At 36.9% G+C, this 23,302-nt stretch carries 15 protein-coding genes; 13 read left to right on the top strand and 2 right to left on the bottom strand.

Features of this window, described 5'->3' with window-relative positions; genetic code table 11:
* The first annotated feature begins 12 nt into the window (after positions 1-12).
* The 13 genes from MM214_RS00800 to MM214_RS00740 are packed head-to-tail and all read left to right on the top strand — an operon-like array spanning position 13 to position 21,282.
* Positions 13-1,995, top strand: a complete 1,983-nt coding sequence (locus MM214_RS00800; RefSeq protein ID WP_241290913.1) for a phage tail sheath family protein — start codon at positions 13-15, stop codon at positions 1,993-1,995.
* A 29-nt stretch (positions 1,996-2,024) separates the two neighbouring features.
* The gene (locus MM214_RS00795; protein ID WP_241290911.1) at positions 2,025-2,453 is read left to right on the top strand and encodes a phage tail protein; all 429 of its coding nucleotides are present in this window, start codon (positions 2,025-2,027) and stop codon (positions 2,451-2,453) included.
* A gap of 2 nt (positions 2,454-2,455) precedes the next feature.
* Complete coding sequence (locus MM214_RS00790; protein ID WP_241290909.1) at positions 2,456-2,896, top strand: phage tail protein; 441 nt, start codon at positions 2,456-2,458, stop codon at positions 2,894-2,896.
* A 3-nt stretch (positions 2,897-2,899) separates the two neighbouring features.
* Complete coding sequence (locus MM214_RS00785) at positions 2,900-3,049, top strand: DUF5908 family protein (protein WP_241290907.1); 150 nt, start codon at positions 2,900-2,902, stop codon at positions 3,047-3,049.
* Positions 3,049-3,741 carry a CIS tube protein gene (locus tag MM214_RS00780; protein ID WP_241290905.1) on the top strand — a complete coding sequence of 231 codons (693 nt, stop codon included), beginning with the start codon at positions 3,049-3,051 and terminating at the stop codon, positions 3,739-3,741. The genes MM214_RS00785 and MM214_RS00780 overlap by 1 nt, the downstream gene beginning before the upstream one ends.
* Positions 3,738-5,480: a type VI secretion system tip protein VgrG gene (vgrG, locus tag MM214_RS00775; protein WP_241290903.1), complete on the top strand. Its 1,743-nt coding sequence runs from the start codon at positions 3,738-3,740 to the stop codon at positions 5,478-5,480. Before MM214_RS00780 ends, vgrG begins: the two co-directional genes overlap by 4 nt.
* Before the next feature lie 12 nt (positions 5,481-5,492).
* Entirely contained in the window at positions 5,493-5,783 is a 291-nt protein-coding gene (locus MM214_RS00770; protein WP_241290901.1) for a PAAR domain-containing protein, read from the top strand.
* A gap of 1 nt (position 5,784) precedes the next feature.
* Positions 5,785-6,195 (top strand): GPW/gp25 family protein, encoded by a 411-nt coding sequence (locus MM214_RS00765; RefSeq protein ID WP_241290899.1) that lies wholly within the window; start codon positions 5,785-5,787, stop codon positions 6,193-6,195.
* 7 nt (positions 6,196-6,202) lie between these two features.
* A complete protein-coding gene (locus MM214_RS00760) occupies positions 6,203-9,316 on the top strand; it encodes a baseplate J/gp47 family protein (protein ID WP_241290897.1) in 3,114 nt (1,037 codons plus the stop codon).
* Between the two features lie 4 nt (positions 9,317-9,320).
* Positions 9,321-11,966, top strand: coding sequence for a YegP family protein (locus tag MM214_RS00755; protein WP_241290895.1), 2,646 nt, complete (start codon positions 9,321-9,323; stop codon positions 11,964-11,966).
* A gap of 20 nt (positions 11,967-11,986) precedes the next feature.
* The gene (locus MM214_RS00750) at positions 11,987-15,946 is read left to right on the top strand and encodes a hypothetical protein (RefSeq protein WP_241290894.1); all 3,960 of its coding nucleotides are present in this window, start codon (positions 11,987-11,989) and stop codon (positions 15,944-15,946) included.
* A gap of 11 nt (positions 15,947-15,957) precedes the next feature.
* Complete coding sequence (locus tag MM214_RS00745) at positions 15,958-17,418, top strand: contractile injection system tape measure protein (protein WP_262916560.1); 1,461 nt, start codon at positions 15,958-15,960, stop codon at positions 17,416-17,418.
* A 9-nt stretch (positions 17,419-17,427) separates the two neighbouring features.
* Positions 17,428-21,282, top strand: a complete 3,855-nt coding sequence (locus MM214_RS00740) for a phage tail protein (protein WP_241290890.1) — start codon at positions 17,428-17,430, stop codon at positions 21,280-21,282.
* A gap of 156 nt (positions 21,283-21,438) precedes the next feature.
* Here MM214_RS00740 and MM214_RS00735 read toward each other — a convergent pair whose 3' ends face one another.
* Together MM214_RS00735 and MM214_RS00730 are read right to left on the bottom strand one after the other, a co-directional pair.
* Positions 21,439-22,356, bottom strand: a complete 918-nt coding sequence (locus MM214_RS00735) for a helix-turn-helix transcriptional regulator (protein WP_241290888.1) — start codon at positions 22,354-22,356, stop codon at positions 21,439-21,441.
* Positions 22,357-22,443: 87 nt separating this feature from the next.
* Positions 22,444-23,301 carry a DUF5777 family beta-barrel protein gene (locus MM214_RS00730; protein WP_241290886.1) on the bottom strand — a complete coding sequence of 286 codons (858 nt, stop codon included), beginning with the start codon at positions 23,299-23,301 and terminating at the stop codon, positions 22,444-22,446.
* Position 23,302: the final 1 nt, after the last annotated feature.

The raw sequence follows: 23,302 nt of genomic DNA, 5'->3' as shown, positions 1-23,302 counted from the left end.
ATCAATCAGTCCATGGCAAGTACGTACAAAACCCCCGGTGTCTATGTGAGGGAAATTTCAAAATTCCCACCTTCTGTGGCACAAGTAGAAACAGCAATCCCTGCTTTCATAGGATACACAAAAAAAGCGCAAAAAATCACCAATGGAGATTTGCGAAATAAACCCACGAGAATCACTTCAGTATTAGATTATGTGCGTTTTTTTGGGGATGCTCCAGATGTCACAGTGGATTCAATAGACTTGAATGCCTTGAATCAAGTCTCTTCCGTTGATATCAAGGATAAATATTACATGTACGAAGCCATTCGACTTTTTTATGCAAATGGTGGAGGTCCATGCTATGTAGTATCTGTGGGAAATTATGGTGACACCATTCAAAACGGAAACGGGGTAGATACCTCAGGACTTCTCATGGGATTATCCGCCATCAAAAAACAAGATGAGCCTACCATCCTCCTTGCTCCGGATGCTGCCATGATGAACCAATCAGCGATGAATGATCTTCACACCGCAATGCTACGGCAATGCAATGATCTTCAAGACCGCTTTTGCATTTTTGACCTGAAAGAAAATCAGGCCAAAAGCTATTCAGAGATTGTAGATGATTTTCGAAATGGCATTGGGATGAACTTCCTGAAATATGGAGCAGCTTACTCACCATGGCTCAAAACAAACTTACCAAGACAGGTGAATTACAAAGACATCAAAGGAAAGATAAAATCAAATGGTGCTGATGTAACACTTTCTTCTTTGGTGAAGGATAATGCAGCAAAAAGCCTTGCCAATGAACTCGACAATCTGATAGATGATCAAATAGCTATCAATAATGCGCTCAATGCTATCAAAACTAATAATTTCACTTCTCTGGAAAATCGGTTCGAAAGTCTGGCTAATACCTTAAGGTTGAATACTTCAAGAACTAATCTGCAACACCTGTTGAATTTTTATCTAGAAGTCATAGACATGATTAGTGATACAATAGACAAAGGAACTCTAAATAATATTACATTAAAGCACAAAGGTTTAGATGGTTTTTTATTCGAATCTTTAGAGGCCAACTTGGAGGATTCAATTGATTCTGGGTCCATACATCAAATTATTGAGGAGTTAAGGAAGATGATTGCAGATAGCGAGAATGGTTTAGGTTCAACTATTACTTTAAATTCTTCATCAGGGATTAATTTAGCAGTTGATCCTTCAGATTCACCTACCGATTATTTCACTGATGGTGAAGATGAAATAGCATTGATTTCTCCTCATATCGCTGATATTGCAAGTCATTGGGCAATATTGAGATCTTCTATAGATTTTATAAGAGACACGGTGGACAATATGGTAAAAACCAGACAAGAGGCTGCTATTGAATCCATTCCAGCGTTAAAAAACATTTATGTAGCCATAGCCAATGAATACCTTACCCTACCCCCTAGTGCAGCCATTGCTGGAGTATATGCAACTGTCGATAGTACCAGAGGTGTATGGAAAGCCCCAGCAAATCATACCTTGAACAATGTCGTCGATGTCACCACATTGATAGATCGAGATATTCAAGATGGATTGAATATCGACACAGTGGCAGGAAAATCTATCAATGCCATCAGACCTTTTACTGGAAAAGGAATCATGGTCTGGGGAGCACGAACACTCGCTGGTAACGATAACGAGTGGCGGTATGTGCCTGTCCGCAGGTTTTTCAATATGGCTGAGGAATCCATCAAAAAAGCCACAGAGCAATTTGTCTTTGAGCCAAATGATGCCAATACATGGGTGAAAGTTAGGGCTATGATTGAGAATTTTCTGATTTTACAATGGAGAGCTGGAGCACTCGCAGGTGCAACACCTGACCATGCTTTTTATGTGAAAATTGGATTAGGCCAAACAATGACTCCGGAAGATGTTCTAAACGGATACATGATAGTCGAAATAGGCCTAGCTGTAGTAAGACCTGCCGAATTCATTGTTTTGAATTTCTCTCACAAAATGCAAGAATCATAAAATCATAAAAACTCCTAAACAGCAATAAAATGAGCTATCCATTATCAAAATTCCACTTTCAAGTAGAATGGGGTGGAACAAAAATCGGATTTACCGAGGTATCAGGTCTTGACGTGGAAACAGAGGTCATAGAGTATCGGCATGGTGCAAGTAAAGAATATGGCAAAATCAAAATGCCAGGTCTAAAAAAAGAAGCAAATATCACCTTGAAGAGAGGAACCTTTGCTTCTGATAACGAATACTTTGAATGGTATAAAACCATTTCTATGAACAAAGTTGACAGAAGGGATGTGACCATCTCTTTACTCAACGAGGAGCACGAACCAGTAGTCGTTTGGAAAATTAAGAATGCTTGGCCTACCAAGATTCAATCCACTGATTTAAAGGCCGATGGAAACGAAGTAGCCATTGAGTCGATGGAATTAGTGCACGAGGGTCTTACCATTTCAAATGATTGAGCATGACCTATTATCCACCCGTAAGCTTCCACTTCAAAGTAGAATTCTCTGGATTATCTGATCAAGAGCTTGACATGCAGTTCCAAAGTGTGTCAGGACTCAATTCAGAAATTGAGATAGAAGAAGTAATCGAAGGTGGTGAAAACAGGTTCAAACATGCTATTCCATTGAGAAGCAAATTTAGCAATTTGGTTTTGAAGAGAGGTTTAGTGCCTAATTCTCAACTTATAGATTGGTGTCGAAAAGCCATTGAGGATTTTGAATTTAGACCTATAGATTTGACTATCAAACTACTCAATGATAAACATGAGCCACTTATTAGCTGGTCGGTAGTGAATGCCTTACCTGTCAAATGGAGCATCGAAGATCTCAACGCCATGGAAAGCAAAATCATGATAGAGACTCTGGAACTTAGATACAATTATTTCAAAGTAATCAAATAGCCAATGCCAATTGAAATCCGAGAACTGCATATTAAAATCAATGTCACTCCAGAGAAGGATAAACCTCAGAAAGATTCCAATACCTCAGATGGTATCCTACAGGAAGTGGTAGAAGCAGTAATGGAAACTATAGCAAGAAAAAAAGAAAGATAATGGTCAATTCGGGTGCATTAAGTAAGATGTTCATCAAGGCGTACAGTGATGAAGAATTCAAGGATGAAGTTCCTGAAGGAACTTATACCGCACTGCTCAATCCTGAAAGTTATAGCTTTAACTATACTACCGTCCAAAATGAAGATCAAGCACCTGGAACAAGTAGTACAGCACCAAAGTTTGCCAAAAGTTTACCTCAGGAACTAACTTTCGAGTTTCTTTTTGATCGCACTGGTGCTTTGCTGGATAGCCCTTTACTTGAGAATGGTATCATAGATGATATAGAGCATTTTAAGAAAGTAGTATTTGACTACCAGGGTGAGCAGCACCGTCCCAATTATTTGAAAATTGCATGGGGTTCTCTATTGTTCAAAGGCGTCTTGAATAGTTTGGATATAAATTTTAAGCTATTCAAGGCTGATGGAACCCCAATTAGAGCAATTGCGAGTATAAAGCTAATAGGCTTTGTTGAAGACAACCTTCGTGTAGCTATAGAAAACAATCAGTCGCCTGACCTCACGCATTACAGAGAAGTCAAAAATGGAGATACGCTTCCACTCATGGCATATAGGATATATGGTGATTCAAAATACTATTTGGAAGTCGCCAGAGCAAACAGGATCTATGATTTCAGAACCTTAAAAATCGGTATGAAAATCTATTTTCCACCTCTAGAAAAAATGGCTAAATGAGTAATTCAGAAACTATCAGTACGAGTAGAAGTGCAGACCTAGTTACTGTCACAGTTGCCATAGATGGCACGCAGTTATCTAGTGTATTTCAGCTCCTCAGGGCATCAGTTTACAAGGAAGTAAACAAGATACCTAGTGCTAGCCTGATATTTCTAGATGGAGATCCGTCTTCTAGAGATTTTGAACTTAGCAATATGGCAGAGCTGATGCCTGGCAAATCTGTGGTGATCACAGCTGGGTATCACAACGACGAAGCGACAATCTTCAAAGGAATTGTAATAAAGCACCAAATCAAAGTAAAAGGAAGCTCTTCTTTGCTCATAATCACCTGTAAGGACATGGCAGTCAAGATGACTGTGGCGAGTAGTTCACAAACATTTCATGACATCAGTGATAGTGATGCCATCGACACCTTGATATCAAAATATGAATTGAAAGCTGAAATAGAGAATACCAATTATTCGCACAAAAAGCTTGTGAAATACCAATGCACTGATTGGGACTTTGTAGTCACACGTGCTCAAGCCTGTGGTAAGCTTTGTTTTATATCAGATGGACAGATTCATATCAAATCTCCTTCTATAGATAATGAATCCATTCAAAAATTGACTTATGGTGCCAATATGCTTGAGTTCGAGGCTGAAATGGACGCAAGAAATCAATTCAAAAAGGTAAGATCCACATCATGGGATGAATCTAAGCAAGAGATAGTAAGCACAGAAAGTGATATCGAAAATCTTCCATTGCATGGAAATTTCAGTCATTCTGAATTGGCATCAGTCATAGGGATAGAAGATCTAGCAATGAAAAATGGAGGAAATATAGCAGATGAAATGCTTCAATCATGGAGTGATGCCAAGATGAAGTACCAAACGCTCTCCAAGATACGTGGTCGTGTGAAGTTTCAAGGCATACCAGAGGTACTTCCAGACTCTTGTATATCCCTTGAAGGTGTGGGTGATAGGTTTTCTGGTAAAGCTTGGGTGTCTGGTGTATATCATCAGATTCAAGATGGAAATTGGACAGTAGACGTTCAGTTCGGACTCAATCCAGAGTGGTTTTCTGAAACCTACCCCATACATAGCCCACCAGCATCTTCATTATTCCCTGCGATAAAAGGCTTGCAAATAGGTATTGTGAGTCAATTGGAAGATCCTGATGGAGAAGACAAAATTTTGGTAAAAATTCCAATCATCAACATGGAAGATGAAGGAATATGGTGTAGAATTAGTTCACTGGATGCTGGCGAAAACCGAGGGATTTCTTTCTTACCTGAAATCAACGATGAAGTGATCGTGGGATTTCTAAATGAAGACCCAAATCAGCCAGTTGTATTAGGTGCTTTACATAGCAGTGCCAAGCCCTCCCCTATTTCTGCAACGGACGACAATCACCAAAAAGGTATCATTACAAGAAGTCAACTTAAACTCACCTTCAATGATGATTCCAAGACTATTTGTATCGAAAGTCCAAGTGGTAAAAGAATCAATATAGACGAAGGTTCTGATCAAATTTCATTGGAGGATGATCATGGGAACAAAATCATTATGGATAATAATGGGATTGAATTTTCCTCTGGAAAAGACCTAATTATCAAAGCATCAGGAGAGCTCAAGCTTGAAGGAATGAATATCGAAGCCAGTGCAAACTCTCAACTTAAACTTGAGGGAAATGCTGGAGCAGAAATAAGCAGTGGCGCTTCCACTGTGGTTAAAGGGAGCATAGTTCAGATCAATTAATCATAATAGCTCATGGGTTTACCCGCCGCAAGAATCAACGATATGCACACTTGCCCAATGGTCACTGGGACAGTACCGCATGTGGGAGGCCCCATACTTCCACCGGGGGAGCCTACAGTTTTGATCGGTGGCATGCCTGCTGCTCGTGTGGGAGATATGGCGACTTGTACAGGGCCACCAGATAGCATCATCGCAGGTTCTTCTACGGTACTGATCAATGGCATGCCCGCCGCTCGTATGGGTGATGCTACAGCTCATGGGGGCAGCATCATGGCAGGTGAATTCACAGTTTTAATAGGATAATATGAGTGATCAAAAACCATTCTTAGGCAGAGGTTGGACATTTCCACCCACCTTTCAAAAGCAATCAGGGAAAGTCAACATGCTAGAGGCTGAAAGTGATATCGAGAGCAGTTTAGAGATATTGCTTTCTACCAGTCAAGGCGAGAGACTTATGCATCCAAACTTTGGTTGCAATCTGCAAGAACTTCTATTTAACCCATTAGACAGAACTTTGATCACTTACATTTCAGATTTGATAAAGACAGCTATACTATATTATGAGCCGCGCATAGCAGTCCAAAAAATCGATATCTATGAAGATCAAATAATAAATGGAAAAGTGATTATCAATATAGCTTACCTAGTAAGAGCGACAAACTCCAGAAGGAATATGGTTTTCCCTTTTTATAAAAATGAAGGAATTGAAATATGAATAAAGAATGAGCAAACCTGACTCAAAAATATTAAACATTTTGATGAGAAATGGCAGTAGCCAATCTAATCGATATTTGACCGATTTGGATCCTTCTCAAACCCAACTCATAGATCTCGATCATGAGGACTGGGTTCTATTTGCCTACAACTTAGCTTATCAACTGAATTTTTTCAATGAAGATAATATCAAGGATGGACATTGGGCTGACTTTTTCAATGAATTGAACCTAAGTGAGGCTAGCCTCAAATTCAAAAATACATTTGAACAGAATTCAATCAAAGAAGCTCTTCATAAAACCATTCAAGAGTTCAAAGATAAAGGAGATTTATCTCCACACTTGACGCTCTTCATGGCATTTATACAACTTCTGGATCAAAGTAAAGACAGATTTAATGACTTAAGCAAGAGGCATTTAGATTTCTACTATCAGAATGTCTTACAGCTAGAAAAGAAGAAGCCTATAGCAGATAGCGTGTATGTGATCATTGAGCTGGCCAAGCAAATGCTCCAGTATCAAATACCAGCAAATACAACATTCAATGCAGGAAAAAGTAATGATGGCAAGCCATTACTTTATTTCAATCCAGATGAATCTAGTATCAATAAGATAGAAATCGAGGCGATAAGAAACGTTTTTAGTGACTCAAATGCTATTAATGTTTTCAGAATAAAAGACTTCGCAGAGGAGGAAAGTGATTTTATCAAGAATGGTGAAAATTGGTGGCCATTTGGCTATACTCCTGATGATTCACTAGCTGACTCAAATTCATTCAAACCAAACTTAGGTTTTATCTTAAGCTCTCCCATACTTGAATTGAAGGAAGGCAAGAGGTTGATAATTTTAGATTTTGAATTTCATCAAAGCATAAGCTTCAATATCAATCAATTCAAATCTAATGTAGAATTATCAATTTCTACTGCGAAAGATTGGATTGTTATCAACCCGGCATTGATCAGTCAAATGTCTTCACATAACCGAAAGTTCATATTGTCAATTGAGCTGGATAGTAACTTTCCCCCTATTGGTATCTTATCTTCTGTACCTCAATTAAATGAAAGTCCAAGTGTAAAGTTTAAAGTTGATACCAACTCACCCACTGGTTTTTCTATATTCCGAGAACTTAGCAGTAAGGCTATTCAGAATATTAAAGTAAATGTTGAGGTCACTGAGGTAAAAAATATCCTTTTAGAAAATGACCATACCCAGATCAATCCTCAAAAACCATTTTACCCCTTTACCACTAGGCCGTTCAAGGGATCTAGCTTTAGCTTTTCCTATCCAGAGGCATTTTCTAAGCATTGTACATTTTTGCAATTAGCATTTGATTGGAAAAATACACCTGAAGATTTTGCTAATCATTATCAAGCCTATATCGAAGAGGCAAAAAAACCTGTTTCCTCGAGTGCTTTTGCAAATTCTATAAGACATGCCTATCTACTTCAAAAAGAACAGGACAATATTATAAAAATGATCAAGCGGAACAAAGGAAGTATTGATGAGCAAACTAAAAAGCAACTAGAAAAAAATGAAGAACTGAAACAAAATAATACACAAAGTACCAAAATTGTAAATGGAGCTTATGATTTTAAAGTATCCACCGAATTGCTCGAAAATGGGATTAAAATTCGGAATCTCAATCCCGATAGTAATCAACTCTTTCAAAATGACAACAATTCTTTTCGGTTAAAATTAGTCGATCAAATTAAGAATTATCCGACTTCAAAAATCAGAGTCAACCTTCAAAATTCATTCTTGCACGAGATCTACCCAAAGATTTTAGCCATGGTACTGACCTCTAATGACGCTGAGAAGATATTGCCAAATGAACCTTATACTCCTTTAGCTAGTGATTTGGAATTCAGCTATCATGCAGGAGTAGACTTCTCAAGCAATAGCAATGATGTGAGTGTCTATCACATTCACCCCTTTGGGATCGGTAAAATGGAGCACAAAACTTTACTTCCCAATTCTTATACTCCCTCCGGGAAGTTATTTCTAGGTCTAAAGAATTGCAAATCTAGAGATATACTTTCATTACTTTTCCAAATGGATGAAGGTACTGAGGATCCTCTTGAATCTATTTCATCGCCTATCTCTTGGCACATTTTGTCCAAAAATAAGTGGGAAAAATTACCTGATAATGCCATTTTAGTGAATGAAACGAACAATTTTTTAAGATCTGGTTTGGTTAAAATTGCTCTACCAGAAATTCTTGATGAAAACAATTCCGTATTTGAACCTAATTTGGTTTGGCTTTCTGCGACCATCGATACAAAACATAATGCTGTGAGCAAATGCTTCAACATTCATGCACAGGCGATAAAGCTTAAGTTGAAAAACCCTCTCTCTGCAAACCATTTACCAGAGCCACTACCCAGCAAAACCATCTCAAAAATCGAGCAACGCATTCCCCAAATAAAGGGAGTCTATCAACCTTACGAAAGCTTTGGAGGAAGAAGTATTGAGTTGGACAGAGACTTCTATAAGCGAGCGTCTGAAAGATTGAGGCACAAACAAAGGGCTATCACCATGTGGGATTTTGAGCAACTTATCTTGGAGGAATTTCCTGAATTGATGATTGTAAAATGCTTGAACCATTCCAAGCCTGATTGCTTCAATGCACCAGGACATGTAACTATTGTCGTCATTCCTTTTATCAAGCAAATCAATCTGGACGCTATCACCTACCCTAGAGTCAGCAGGTCCAAATTAGATGAGATCAAAGCTTTCATAAGCTTGCATACTAGCCCATCAGTAGAACTTCATGTCATCAATCCTGAGTATGAAATAGTGAGCATCAATGTGAATATTGTTCTTAATAAGGGATTGGACTTCAACCATTACCAAGCTAAACTGAACGAAGACCTCACTCGACACCTATCACCATGGGCGTTTGAAAGAGATCGGCCTATAGATTTCAATAGAGAGTACCATCGCAGCAGAATCATATACTTTATTGAAAATCTTGAATATATAAGTCACATTTCAAAGTTTGAGATGAAGGTAAATAATAAGATTGAAAGCCATTCAGCTAAACCAAGTTCACCAAAGAATATCCTAGTTAGCGATATATTACACAGCATAAACCTATCCGAAGATCACTGTAGCAAAGTCTAAAATTATGGCACTTTCTGACCTTACGATATCGAAAAATCTTCAATCATTAGATGACATGGATTTTGATTTTCTTAGAAAAAAGGGAATCGAATATATAGAGCAGTTTGGAGGAAAACTATGGACAGATTACAATACCCATGATCCTGGGATTACAACTTTGGAGATTTTGTGCTATGCCATCACGGATTTAGGGCTTAGAATCAATATGCCAATTTCCGATCTTCTCCATTCTGATGATGATTTTAGACAATTCTATGAAGCACATCAAATCTTGACTAATCAAGCTTTGACTAGTTTGGATTATCGAAAACTCTTTTTGGATGTAGCACCTCTTCAAATCAATAATTGTTTTTTAGCTCCCTTTTCTAAGACCCTTTATGTCAACTGTAAAGATGGAAAAGTGAGCCTAAGCAATAAGATTTTGGAAGGAATTCCAGAAGATCTTACTCATCAGACACCAGTAAAAGGACTTTATACTTTATGGTTAGATTTGGATGATAATATTGAAAATGAAAGACAGTTAATCGAAAGTATTAGAAATGTTTATCATGCAAATCGCAATCTGTGTGAAGACTTGGTTGATATCAAAAAGATAGAGAAACAAGAAGTAAAGATATGTGCAGACATCGAACTTCATCCAACTGCTGATGAAAACCTTATACAAGCTAAGATTTTATTGACTATTGAAGATTATTTTTCACCGAAAATTAAATGGTATTCCCTAGGGGAAATGATACAACTTGGTCATCCTATCACGACTATTTTTGATGGACCGCTCCTGAATCACGGCTTTATCCTAGATGATGACTTGACCAAAAGTCAATTGAGAAATGCAGTTAGATTAAGTGATTTGATCAATCTTATACTTCAGATTGATGGGGTTCAGCTTATCCATGATATTAGCATTAGCTTTTGTCAAGACTCAAAAGGAAATGAAGACGCATGGAATCTTTGCTTGAAGCCAAATCATAAGCCTGCAATTTGTAAAAATCAAAGTACTTTTTCATTCAAAAAAGAAGGCTTACCAATCAATATGAGTCCCAAAAAAATTGAGGATTATAAAAATTTATTATATAAAAATATTGCCCAATCACTACAAAACAAAACACTTAATAATACACTTCAATTGCCTGAAGGAGCACGCTATCAGCTAAGTGGTTATCAAAGTATTTCATTGAATTTCCCAGATAACTATGGTATTGGCATACATGGTATTTCAACAAATGAACCACCACTTAGGCATGCTCAAGTGAAACAATTGAAGGCTTACTTGCTATTTTTTGATCAAGTTTTAGCTAGTTATTTTATGCAGCTTGAGCGAGTAAAAGAACAACTTGCTATACAAAATAATCTTGAAGACAGCTATTTTACACAAGTAGTTTCCAGTATGAAGGGAATAGAAGACCTAATTGCAAATTTTGAAGATTTTGATCCTAGTACACTGTTCGATAAATTCGACAACAAGGCAAAGAGAATATCTACGATCAAAAATCACCTGATTGCAAGATTTGCAGAGAACTTTGGGAATTATGCATTTCTGATGAAAAACATTTATGGTGACTCTTCAGAGGAAATTGTAAACGCCAACAAGCAATCGTTTTTAGAAAACTATGATCATATCAGCAGTCGAAGAGCTGGCGCTTTCTTCTACTATAAACAAAGTGCAGATAACCTTTGGAACAGCACCAATGTATCTGGCTTAGAAAATAGAATTGCCGGATTGCTAGGTATCAAGATGTCAGCCGACAATTCGTACAAAAGGGAAACGATCACAGAGAAATATGTAGAACTCTATAAAGTAAATGCCACTCAATACAGATGGAGAATAAGAGATGATGACAACCAAATCATATTGACTGCTACAGAAAACTATGACAGCTTTCATGATGCAGAAAAAGAAATGTACCAAAACATTTATAAAGCAATCAACTCTGATAAAGCTGCAATTTCAAATATTGAAAATGGTAATTTCAAAAGGAAGACTGTAGATGTAGTGGAATTGGTGAAATCCGAAAACGGTAAGTATTCATTCAATATCATCAACCCAAGAATCAAATCTGTCAATGATCCCAAAAGGATCATAGCAAGACAGTATAGGTTTTTCAACTCTTTGGAAAAAGTCAGAAACGCAGTTCTGGAAACATTAAAGTTTCTAGCATTTACATTTTCAGATGAAGGAATACATGTTTTAGAACATATTCTATTGCTCCCTGAGGGTAAAAATCAGGTCAAAGAGGATCATTACCTTACCATCTGCGCTGATGATTGTACCAAATCTTGTAGCAGCGATCCCTATTCGTTTAGGTTGAGCATTGTGTTACCAGGATATACGCAACGATTCTCTGATATAAATTTTAGAAAATTTGCTGAAAACTTGATCAGGCGTGAAATTCCAGCTCATATCTTAGCAAAGATTTGCTGGGTGGGACATAGGAAAAACACCGTAGAGCCTGAGCAAAATGATCTGTTACAATTTGAAACATATTTCAAGAATTTTCTAGAGGAAAAAGCTTCAGGAAAGCAAAACTCCCTACCTCAGCTTATCAATGCCATTCAAAATCTTAATAATTACTATTTACCAGGACAGTTACATGATTGTGATAACAATGACATGGCTGGAAAAATCATACTAGGTAAATCTAATATTTAGCAAATTCTAAATCCAAAGTCATGAAACTCTTCGACATTCCTTCAGGCTATAAATCATTTGCAGATAATCAGTTGCTTACAGCAGCTCAACTCAATCTGCTCATACATTATCTTGATAGTCAAGATAGACTTTCGAGACTTGCTCTCACTGGTGCTGGAATAGTTTGTGGATTTGATGTCAGTTATGATAATCAGGTTTTGACCATAAGTCAAGGGTCCGCTTTGACTACAGATGGTGACCTGATTAAGCTTCATTCTAAAGTTGCGAATAAGATAACAACAGCCCTTACAATTCCTAAAATTGATTTTGTAGGATATGCTCCCTTTAATAACCACAAGGTAGAATATCCTCGATTTTTGGATGAAAAAAAATCCTATATACCTATTTTTGAACTACTTACAGCATCAGAAATAAAAGCTTCATCAGGCGCCAAAAAGCTAACAGAAATAAATATCACGGATATGGTCGTGGTGCTCTACCTTGAAAATTATTCCAAACCCTACGATGTCTGTAATACAACTGATTGCGATAGTCAGGGGATACCTGAAACATTCAATCTTAAATACTTCATGATCCATGCAAAGGATGTAGAGAATTATTTACTTCCAAAGGATGCCATTTTTCAGCAATTCAAAGCAATAAAAGGCTTACCTCAGCCTGATTTTCAAATCAATAGAATATTAGCCAAAGAATTGATCTCTAATGATGGTAAAATTGACCTCAATAAGTATAACCAAGTATGTTTGTCAACGGCTACGAAGTTCAATAAACTATGTTTAGACTTGTTTGGGACTTTGCATACAGCATTGGGTTTTCAAATCCCTGAAATATTAAGAAGCAAGAATGTTTATACTCCAAAAGTTTTTCCAAATAGTCAATATAATTACAATTTTTTGACGGATTTGATAAGCACGTACAATGAAATATTGAATCTTACATTAAAATTAGATTCCATATGCAACCATCCCATTGATGCCTTTCCTAAGCATCTGCTGCTTGGAAATCATAAGGATACGACTTACAGACACAAATTTTACAAATCAAAGGCCATTTCAAGTGATCATGACATCAGATCAAAAATTACTTCTTTACTTCATAGATTTGAAGCTAAAATCAACAATTACCAACAATCAAACACACTGGCAATTGAATTGCGGCCTTCAATACAACGAGCTGATTTAAGTGATAAAGCAATTCCCAGATACTATACATCAAATGAGGCATTGAGATCATTCTGGAAGTTTGGTCTTTCGGATCTTGATCAGCAAAGTATCAACAATGAATCTAGATTTCGTCAGCAATTAAGCCATTTGGATTTTGTAAGAATAGAAGGAAGTTATTCAAAAAATTGGGCTAATGCACTTGCTACTATAAATCAGAAACGCATAGAATATGGGCTCAACTTTGATGTGATTTGCCTCAATGCTGACCTCGTTATAGATGATATCAATCTTGACCAATATCCCATACATTTTCAAGACCTTCATGCCCAATATTCAGCATGGAAAGCTCAACAGAGCTGTTTGCTCCAAACGGTTAGTGCTTTTTTGACTGGTTTTAGTACAAAACCTGATGGAGGACATGGTCATATCAAAGATTTTTTTGAAAGAGAAATAGTCGGAATTGAGTTACCTGCTAGTTATGCATCATCAAGATATGCAAATGTCATGATAGAAGACGAACGATATGCATCGAAAAGTAGTAGCATAGCATCAATTTTAAAATTAGGGTCATCTAGTACAAGTCCCATTACTGAGGAAAAGAAAACTTCGTCAGATATCCAATATGAAACCGAAGCCACTAAGTATTCAAAAATTAACCCTTCATACTATAGCTTGATAGTCTATGATGGTGCCGAAGATATAGGAAAAGGTTTTGAATCTATTCAGTACGTAAATACCAATCTATCATATCACGATTATGTTGCAGTTTTTGAATCAGATATAAAGAAAGTCATACCTAACCTCAACGAATGGTTACAGATAGACAAAGACATAAGGGTCACCTACCCTACTCGACTGATGGCTGCAATCAATGTATACATCAATCGTATCCCCAAGGATATCAACGCTGTCAATGAAAACAGTCTGAGACTATTTGAAAGTGCATTAGAGAATCTGTGTACATTAACCAATGATGCATTCAGCCTGATCACCGAAACGATTAACGACCCTCAAAATGATTATATAAGAAAAAACTTCGAGGAACATTATACTGCGATATTAAATAGATTGAAAGAGAATTGTTGTGCTGCTGATTTCTTGAAAGTAATATTGTTAGAAATCAACGAGAGAAAAAAAATGATCTTGCATGCCACAAAATTTGAAAATTTTGTGGCGCAACACCCAGGACTAGAACATATGGCAGGAGTTCCAGAGGCAGGTACTTTTGTGTTACTCTATCAAAGTAAAGACAATTCAGTCATTGCAGACTTTGCCTTACCATATAGATGCTGCTCAAAACAACCCGCGATCTCATTTATGGTCACACCTCCAGTTGAGAAAGTGAAGGAAGTAAAATTCAATATTGATTCAGTCATTTGTAAAAGCGCCGATGAAACCATATCTGTACCTTTTGAACTTGATCCAAGTGATGCGGATATTCAATTGGTTAATCCACTACCAGGAATTTCTATAGAAAAACATGCTATAAAGGTCGATAAGAATTTTAAGTCTTTTGAAATTCCTATTCAATTCATGACTGATAAAAAACTACTAGAAAAGACTTTGACCGTACTTCAAAAAGGAAATCTTTCACTATCGTATGAATACAATGAGCAAAAGGAAATCCATGTTGTCAAATCAAATATAAATACCAACAAATACCAATGGTCTATAAATGGTAAAGAGGTAAAAAGTACAAGATCAGATGAATTGATCATTGAAGAAAAATTGAAGGAGGAGATTACAATTCTATTAGAAGTGGTCACAGCTTGTGAAAAAGCTAGTGCAAAACTGTCCATCAGTCCTAAAGATAATGACCAAACAGTCGTCTTTACTATACCAAATCAAGTTTGTAAGCATCCAAAGCAGCAGGTTGCTGTAGCTTTTGCTACCGTACCACAAAATACAAAAGTGACTCTGGAATCCAATTATGCTGGTTTGAGTATCAAAGATTCTTCACTGATAATATCTGCCGCATTTACAGCTTTCAACAGCCCCATCTCATTCATGATAAACGGAAAGTTGATAGATCAGACTATCAAGGTTTTAGCTAGAGAGGTGGTCGAGTTAGTTTACCAGTTTGACGAAAAGCTGAACTCTTATTTCATTAGCTCTAATGTTTCAGTAAATAATTTCACATGGTATCTCAATAGTCAAAAGTTAGATGCTGAAAGTTCTGATCGCTTGATTTTAAAAAGTGTACCATCTGGAAAAAATGAAGTCCTATTAAGCATTCAAACGCCATGTGGTGTAGAAACAGCCGTTTTAGATTTTGAGCATTTGGAGAAAAATGAATTTGAATGCAGTTCAACTGCTCAGGAACGATTGAATGATTACAAAAAACAAATGGTCAAATATGTAAACCAAAAAGAAATCGGTGAAACATTAATGAATGATTTGACCTATTTACAGCAAGTAGTTTTATTGTATGAAAAGGCACCAGAAAATTTCTTAAATGGAAGGGAAATTGGAAACTTGGACATGGCTAGGTATACCTTCGAAAGCTTAAACTCCAGAATTTTTCAAGAGGAATACTCAAAATATAGGGAAGATTTATTAGAAGTGTACATCCTTTCCATGCTGATGGTATATGCCATGCTGTTGTGTTTGGATGAAAGATTCTCAAAAGAGTATCAATGGGCATTTACGATGGTATTAAATACGATAGAATGGCATACGGAGCATTCCTTATACCGCAAGAAAATTGAAACGTTAAGCCCATTTGTGAAAGAGCTTATAGAAACCCGACTTAAAATGGGCGTAGACAAGAGCGAAGACCCAATTGTCATGCATTTATCAAAATTGTCCAATTCTTAATAAGAAGGATAATGATAGGCAATGAAGTTTTAATAGAGAAGCTTGAATTTGATATTCATATCAAATCCAAATTGACATCAAAGCAAATTATGAGAGATGTTGATGGATTTGTACATCATTATGTGCTTCCTATATTGGAAAAACTTTTATTGCAATATCAATTTGATGAGGTTGTCAGACTTGAGAATGTCAATCTTGAAATCGATATTGAAAATATGCTTCTGAATCAAAATGAAGCATTTTTGACGGAACAAAAATTGATAGAAAGGCTCAAAAGTAGATTAGATGAGATTCTTATTGCTGATGCTATAAAGCAGGGTAATGATCATCGTACAAATATAAAGTCCGAGGAGATTCTGCTTGAGTACCTAACTACAGGAAGACTACCATGGTATTGCCCGAGTGATTTTGATATCAATGTTTATTTGCACAACCTCTTAGAGTTTAAAGAAAATAAGCCACAAAATAGAAAACAGCTACAAAGCATCAAGCAACTGTTGAGAAATAAACCAAATACATTTCTAAGACTACTTTTCCAATTTAAAAACAATCAAATCATTAAACTTTTGAACTTGGGCCATGATACGAATTTGTCTTTGTTTGAGCAAAGGATTATCATACTAGAGACCGATGCTGTAAAAAGGGCACTGACACTTGCATTGATTTTTTATAGAAATTGGTATTTTTCAGAAAATTCAACCTTTTTCTTAAAGGCAATTTTAAAGCATTTCGGTAAGCCTAAAATTGAGATCTTAGCTTTCTTATCGAAATTAGTTACTAGCCTATTTCCAAATATTTCAACTAGCCCCTTGAAACCTAGTATTAGGTACTCAGATAAAGAAATTGTAAGTCTTTTGAAACATGGGCAGGTCAGTTCTAACAAGGCCAACCTCACTTCAATATTGAAAATTAAATTTGAAAATCAGTATGATGCTATGTCAAAAGCTGACACCAAAGACATTAGGCAGAAAATTGATAATAATGTCCATTACATTCAAAACGCTGGCTTGATAATCATACATCCTTTCTTGGAGAATTTCTTTAGAAAAATAGAAGTTTTGGATCAAAAAAAGTCTGTATCCAAAGATAAAATTGACTTAGCAATTCATGCTTTACATTACATATCAAGTGGTAAAGAGCAGCCACCAGAGTATCAACTGGTTTTTGAAAAATACCTCTGTGGTATACCTCAAAACTATCCTGTTGATAGATTTTTCATCCTAGAAGAAAGTATCAAAGAAGAAATTTCTAATCTTTTCAACGCTATTCTATCAAACTGGAAAAGGTTAAAATTTACCTCTCCAGAAGCCTTGAGAGACTTGTTTTTTCTCAGAGAGGGCAAACTAGAAGAAGACAATCATAGGTTAGTTGTAAAAAGAATGGCTCAGGATCTACTATTAGAAAATCTGCCATGGAGCATAAGTGTTGTTAAATTACCGTGGTTTTCAAAACCAATATATGTGGATTGGTAAACTTTAAAAATGTCTGCTGTAGCTACTCATATAGAAAAGCCAAAAACAAAAGCTAGTCATGCTTCGCATCACGAAGGCGATACGCTATTCGTAGAGAAGCCTATATGGTCAGACATATCGCTTGATTTAGATCAAGAATTTATTTCTAGGCAAGAAGACTTTTCAAATTTTGACAATAACCCATTTTTGGTGCCTAAAAAAAATGGAGAAAGCAATGCCGAATTTTCATCCACAGGACAAACAGATGCTGATGTTTCAAAAGTAGAAATGTCAAAGCCCAAAGAAAGTCCAATTGCTGAGTCAGTAGCTCCGGCAGTATTACCAATTGGAGAAGTACAAGAGGAATCATCAAGCACTTATCCCCTTTCTCCTCTCGAGGATCCTGCCTTTGCCTCTTTGATCAATTCTACAGAACAAGTGGTCGTCCGTACTACTCAGCATGAAGATCCAACGATCACTGCTCAAAATGCCCAAAGAGCGGCTCCACTAGCCTCCAATGAACTAGAAGGTGCTGCGCAATCGAACCAAGTAGAGACGATGGCTGAGCAAGAACCTAGAGACTTTGATGCCATAGGTTTCAAAGCTGCGCTGATGGCTAAGATTGAGCAAATGCAGCTTCCTGAAAATCCTCAAGAAGCGACGGAATTTGATAGGCACAATAATCTATCAGAGATTCAAGATGGTGCATCTACTCTCGTTAATCAAGAACAAGAGCAATCAGCTGGGCCTATTGCAGCTTCTAGTCAAGCTGAACCAGATTTGAACGCAGTAGTTGCTAGAGAAATTGAAGATATCCCAGAGCCACATATAGGAGAATCTCCATCTAGTATTTCTGCTGATAGAGCCATGCCTCAACCTAGGCCAGAAAGTCAAGTGAGTACACCACTTCAAGATAATTTGAATGAGGTGGGCCATGAGATGGAGACTCACCATATCAATGATGAGCAACTTGCAAATGCAAATGAACCTAGCTTCTCAAATGCACTATCGGCAACAGAATCTGCCAGAGAGCATTCGAGCAGTGCGCCAGAGCAATTTAGGTCTAGTGAACAAATTACGCTTGGTGCTACAGCCACATCAGCCGAGGCTCTCAGTCAGCAGCAACTACAAGCTATGCATGGGGATCGTCAAGCATCATTTGATGAACTTGCCCAAACCCAAAGCCAAACTGGTGATCATGACTCCGCCGAGAGGTCACGAATAGCTGCTGATATCGATGCAATCTATGAAAGCACTAAATCCAAGGTAGAAAACATCCTGCAAGCTTTAGAAGAAAAAGTAACGCAGATGTTTACCTCAGCAGCGACGCAAGCAAAGTTACTGTTTGAGAAATTTGTTGAAGTGAGCATGAGAGATTACAGAGCGAGAAGATATAGTGGCGTAGATGGAGCAGCTCGATGGGTATATGACAAATTTGCTGGCATGCCAGATGAAGTGAATGAGTTTTTTGTAGAAGGCAGAGATATCTATATCAAATACCTGGACAAAGCATTAGACAAAATTGCTGATACAGTAGCTAATGATCTCAATCTTGCCAAAAACACCATACAAGAAGGTCGAAACGAAGTAGCTCAATATGTCGCAGAATTACCAGAAAACCTTCAAAGTATAGGAACCGAAGCAGCAGAGTCCATACAAAGTCAATTTGATAGCCTGAATGAAACAGTCAATGAAAGGCAAACAGAGTTGATTGATGCCTTGGCAGCTCAATATATGGAAAGCTTGCAAGAAGTGGATGCCAGAATAGAAGAAATGCAAGCTGAAAATCGAGGACTGATTGATATGGCACTGGATGCTATTGGTGAAGTTGTTGGCGTCATTATCGCCTTGAAAGACATGTTTTTAAACTTATTAAGTGCAATTGCAGATGTTGTGCAGACGATCATCAATGATCCTATAGGATTTTTGAGGAATTTGTTTGGTGGCATTGCCCTAGGATTGGAAAACTTTGGTAAAAATATATTGACTCACCTTCAAGCGGGGCTGATTGGATGGCTCACAGGAGCAATGGGCGGTGCAGGCATACAGCTTCCAGAAGATATATTCTCCTTGAAAGGCATCTTCTCTCTGGTAAGTCAGATACTTGGATTCACCTGGGACAGGGTGAGGTCTATAGGTGTCCAAGTCATTGGTGAGCCCATCATGAAAGCCTTGGAAACAGGATTTGAAATCATCATGATATTGAAAAATGAGGGACTTGCAGGATTATGGGAATATATCAAAGAACAATTCAATGACCTCAAAGAAATGGTCATTGAAGGTATCAAAACCATGATAAGAGATACCATCATCAGTGCTGGTATCAAATGGCTGATGGGAATGCTTTCACCTGTTGGTGCATTTATCAAAGCAGCCATGGCTATCATAGATGTAGTGACATTTTTTGTACAAAAAGCTACTCAAATCATAGAATTGGTAAGTGCATTTGTAGAAAGTGTGAGAGCTGTCGCTTCAGGTAGTATTTCAGCAGTAGCCAATACCATAGAAAATGCCCTTGCTAGAACTGTACCATTGGTTATTGGATTTTTGGCAAACCTCCTAGGAATCGGCGGACTAGCCAATAAAGTCATCGCTATCATCAATAAACTGAGAGAAAGAGTTGGAAAAGCGATCAAAAAACTATGGGTCAAAATAAAGGATTTGGGAAAGAGATTTTTAGCAAAAATTGGCATAGGTGAAAGTAAGAAAGAGGATGGAACCAAACTGGATTTGAGAGGTGTTGATGAAGATTTCAACGCCCAGGATAATAAAAAACATCGATTATTTTTCAAACCAGTTGGAGCAAATTTTGTATTAATGATTGCTAGCACTCCACAAACTTTCGCAGAGTTTATCAGCAATAGAGCAATTGATGAAACAAAAGTTGATCAAGTTAAAGCTAAATCTGAAGCTGTCACTATAGCACAAAAAATAGATACATTGAAAAATCAATCTACTGGCGGAGATAAAGCTTTGGAAGAAAAAAAGAAAAAAGATATAGATGATGAACTCAAAAATTTAGGACAATATGCGGGAATTCTATTCGGTATCAATGAAGATGAACTTCCTGAATCCAATATAATCTATGGAGACATGGAAAATGAAATGGGAACTAAAATGGAGGCCTTAATTTTGACAAAAAAAGGAGCGAATGGTAGTGAACCTACTCAAAGTAAACATCCCATATTTGATGATTTACTTTTAAGAAGAGACGGTGGTAGAAGCTATTATATCCGTGGTCACTTGCTGAATCACAATATACATGGGCCTGGTGAATGGAAAAATATGACACCACTTTCTCAAGAAGGTAATAAAACACACTTGAAGGAAGCAGAAGAAATCATAAAAATAGCTGTCTTGTCAGGAGGAATTGTTTATTATGAAGTAATACCAGATTATAAGCAATCAGTTCCAGATGTAACTGATAAACAATTAGATGATGCCAACTTTATATCACTTGAAGACAAAGAAAAAGTAAGGAAAATTAGAAATGCTGAAAAACATGTGCCAACAACTTTGAAACTAAAATCCCACTATCTAAAAATGAAGGGAGACAAATATGAGAAAGCAGAAACTTTGGTTGAATCTAAGCCAGTGATCAACAAAGTAGATTTAGATTTAACCAAATATAAAATTGATAGCAAAAAGAAAGAAAAGGTAAGCATAAAAAACAATTCCAAAGAAGAGATAAGTCAAAACACAGATATTCCCGTGAACTATATAGACTTTATCAAAAAAGCAGCAGACAAAATTCAAAACCTAACAAGATACGATCAAATCAATCAAGCAATTCAAAACGATGAAAATATCAGTTCGGGAGACAAAGGACTTTTAGAGTCATACATTGAGCAGTTGAATAATTTAACCAATGTAACCCTAAATTAAATCAACCATCATTGCAAGTTAATTACAAACTTTTACGCCAGTGAAATACTCAGTTTTGTTAAAAATTACTTCCAATCGAAACTGAACCCATTATCTTAGAATCTTCAAAGTATTTTATACCATTTATAAATTTGAAACATAGAGGGTTTCTCAATCTCACTCCCAAAACTTCATCCTTTCTATCTGTGCAGTAAGGTATTCTTTCAACTCATCTCCTTCTATGACGGTAATCTCTCCAGGTAAACCTAAAATAAATCTTGCTAGTCCTGGAAGCTGGGGTACTTCACCTTTGAAATGATAATCTTTGAATTTTTCGATATAAACAAACTGCCTAGCTTCTGGATACTCCTCCATCATCAATTGGTATGCTCTTTTGCTCAGTAGTAAGTGGACGTGGAAAATACTCTTTCCCGAGAACCCAAACAGTCCTTGTTCTAATTCCGAATGCAAACTTTCAAATTCATATGGTTTCGTGGTTAGCATCACCTCGCCTATTCTTTCAATTTTGAAAATCTTCATCTGCTGTGATTCTATTTCAAAAGCATGAATCGCATCGAAATTCTTATTAAAGTTGACAGGCTCAATCAACCTATCCGATAAGGTATCACTCGTTGCTGCGTAATAATCCTTGAGTAAAACTTGATTCTTGGACTTGATGGCTTCTGAGAGTAAATCAACAAACCTCCCTAAATTTGCATTGAAAAGTTGATTTACATTCTGTACAAAATCAGACCTTAAGTTTATTTTTTGTAAAATACTGTCTTTCATCAGATTTTTCTTAGAAAACTTCTTAAGCAAACCTCCAACAAAAGCAATTTCTTCATCCGAAAAAGTCCCATAATTGTAACTATCAGGAGAAGGAACCCTGTCCACAATCTTGTATTTCGAATGCTCTTTGATTACCTGAAACCCTAAAGCTTCCAACAAATTGAAATACCTGTATATGGTTCTAATATCAGTGCCAAGTGTCTCTGCCAGTTTGTGAGCGGGTTTTCCAATATTCGATCTCAATAAATTGATAAGCTTAAAAATCCTAAGTATTTTTTGTTGCTCTACAGTTCCAGCTTTTGCCATTTCTTATTGTTTTGAATCAATGTACAATATAAGAAGGCACTTTAATTTAAACTAATTCATGACAGTAATTGTCTTAAATTTCCAAAATTATCTTTTTCCAGTAGCAAAAATCCTATTTACATTGAATCCAATTCGAAACTCTTCCCCTGGTACACCATTACCACCAGCCAGCAGATATTGCTCATTGAGTGCTGGAGAGGTCACAAAATACATCTGAAATACATGTCCTCCAGCCTCTATATCAATTCCAAGGCCTATATTATTTCTTAAATCACTATTTAGATTTGGGATATACTGAAAAGTTAAGGAAGATTTTCCTGTAATTTTGTATTTGGAGCTGATACCTACTGCAAGAAAAAGCTGCTGATCTCCTTGAATCTGATATACCTCTAGTGGATTTACAAAGTATGCCATAGAAGGTGATATTTGTAAACTGAGTCTATCTGAAAATTTTCTAGCAATCATCAATTGAGCTGCATAACTGGTTCTGTCTTTAAACTCAGGATTGCCAGCTGGAAGAAAACTGTAATCTGATGTATTGACACCTGCTCCGCCCATCAAGGAGATAGATACGGGTATGCGATCATCATTACGCTGAGCGACAAGGTGATAGCGACCGTATAGATTGTAAAATTTATCTAACCCTGATCTTGCCACACCTAGAGAAAATTTTTCACTAATTCCATACTCAAAACTAAATTGGATATTAGCTCCATTGTCCAATCCATAAAGATTTCTGATTCCTCCATCTAAAGTCCCAAATGTATGCATGATAGCAAAATGCAAATCTTTCTTCGCCATCGGCTCAACAGTCAGCAAATTGATGTGCCTTGGGGCATGGAAAATTAGGTCTACATCACCATCTTCTACCGCCAACTTCCTTTCAAGCTGTGCTGCTACTGGCTGGGTAAAGAACAAAATCAATAATAAAATCCTGATGCTCATA

Origin of the sequence: Belliella kenyensis, from assembly GCF_022549675.1 — a bacterium.
In the GTDB taxonomy this organism is placed as follows: domain Bacteria; phylum Bacteroidota; class Bacteroidia; order Cytophagales; family Cyclobacteriaceae; genus Belliella; species Belliella kenyensis.
This window is presented reverse-complemented; position numbering and strand designations above follow the sequence as displayed.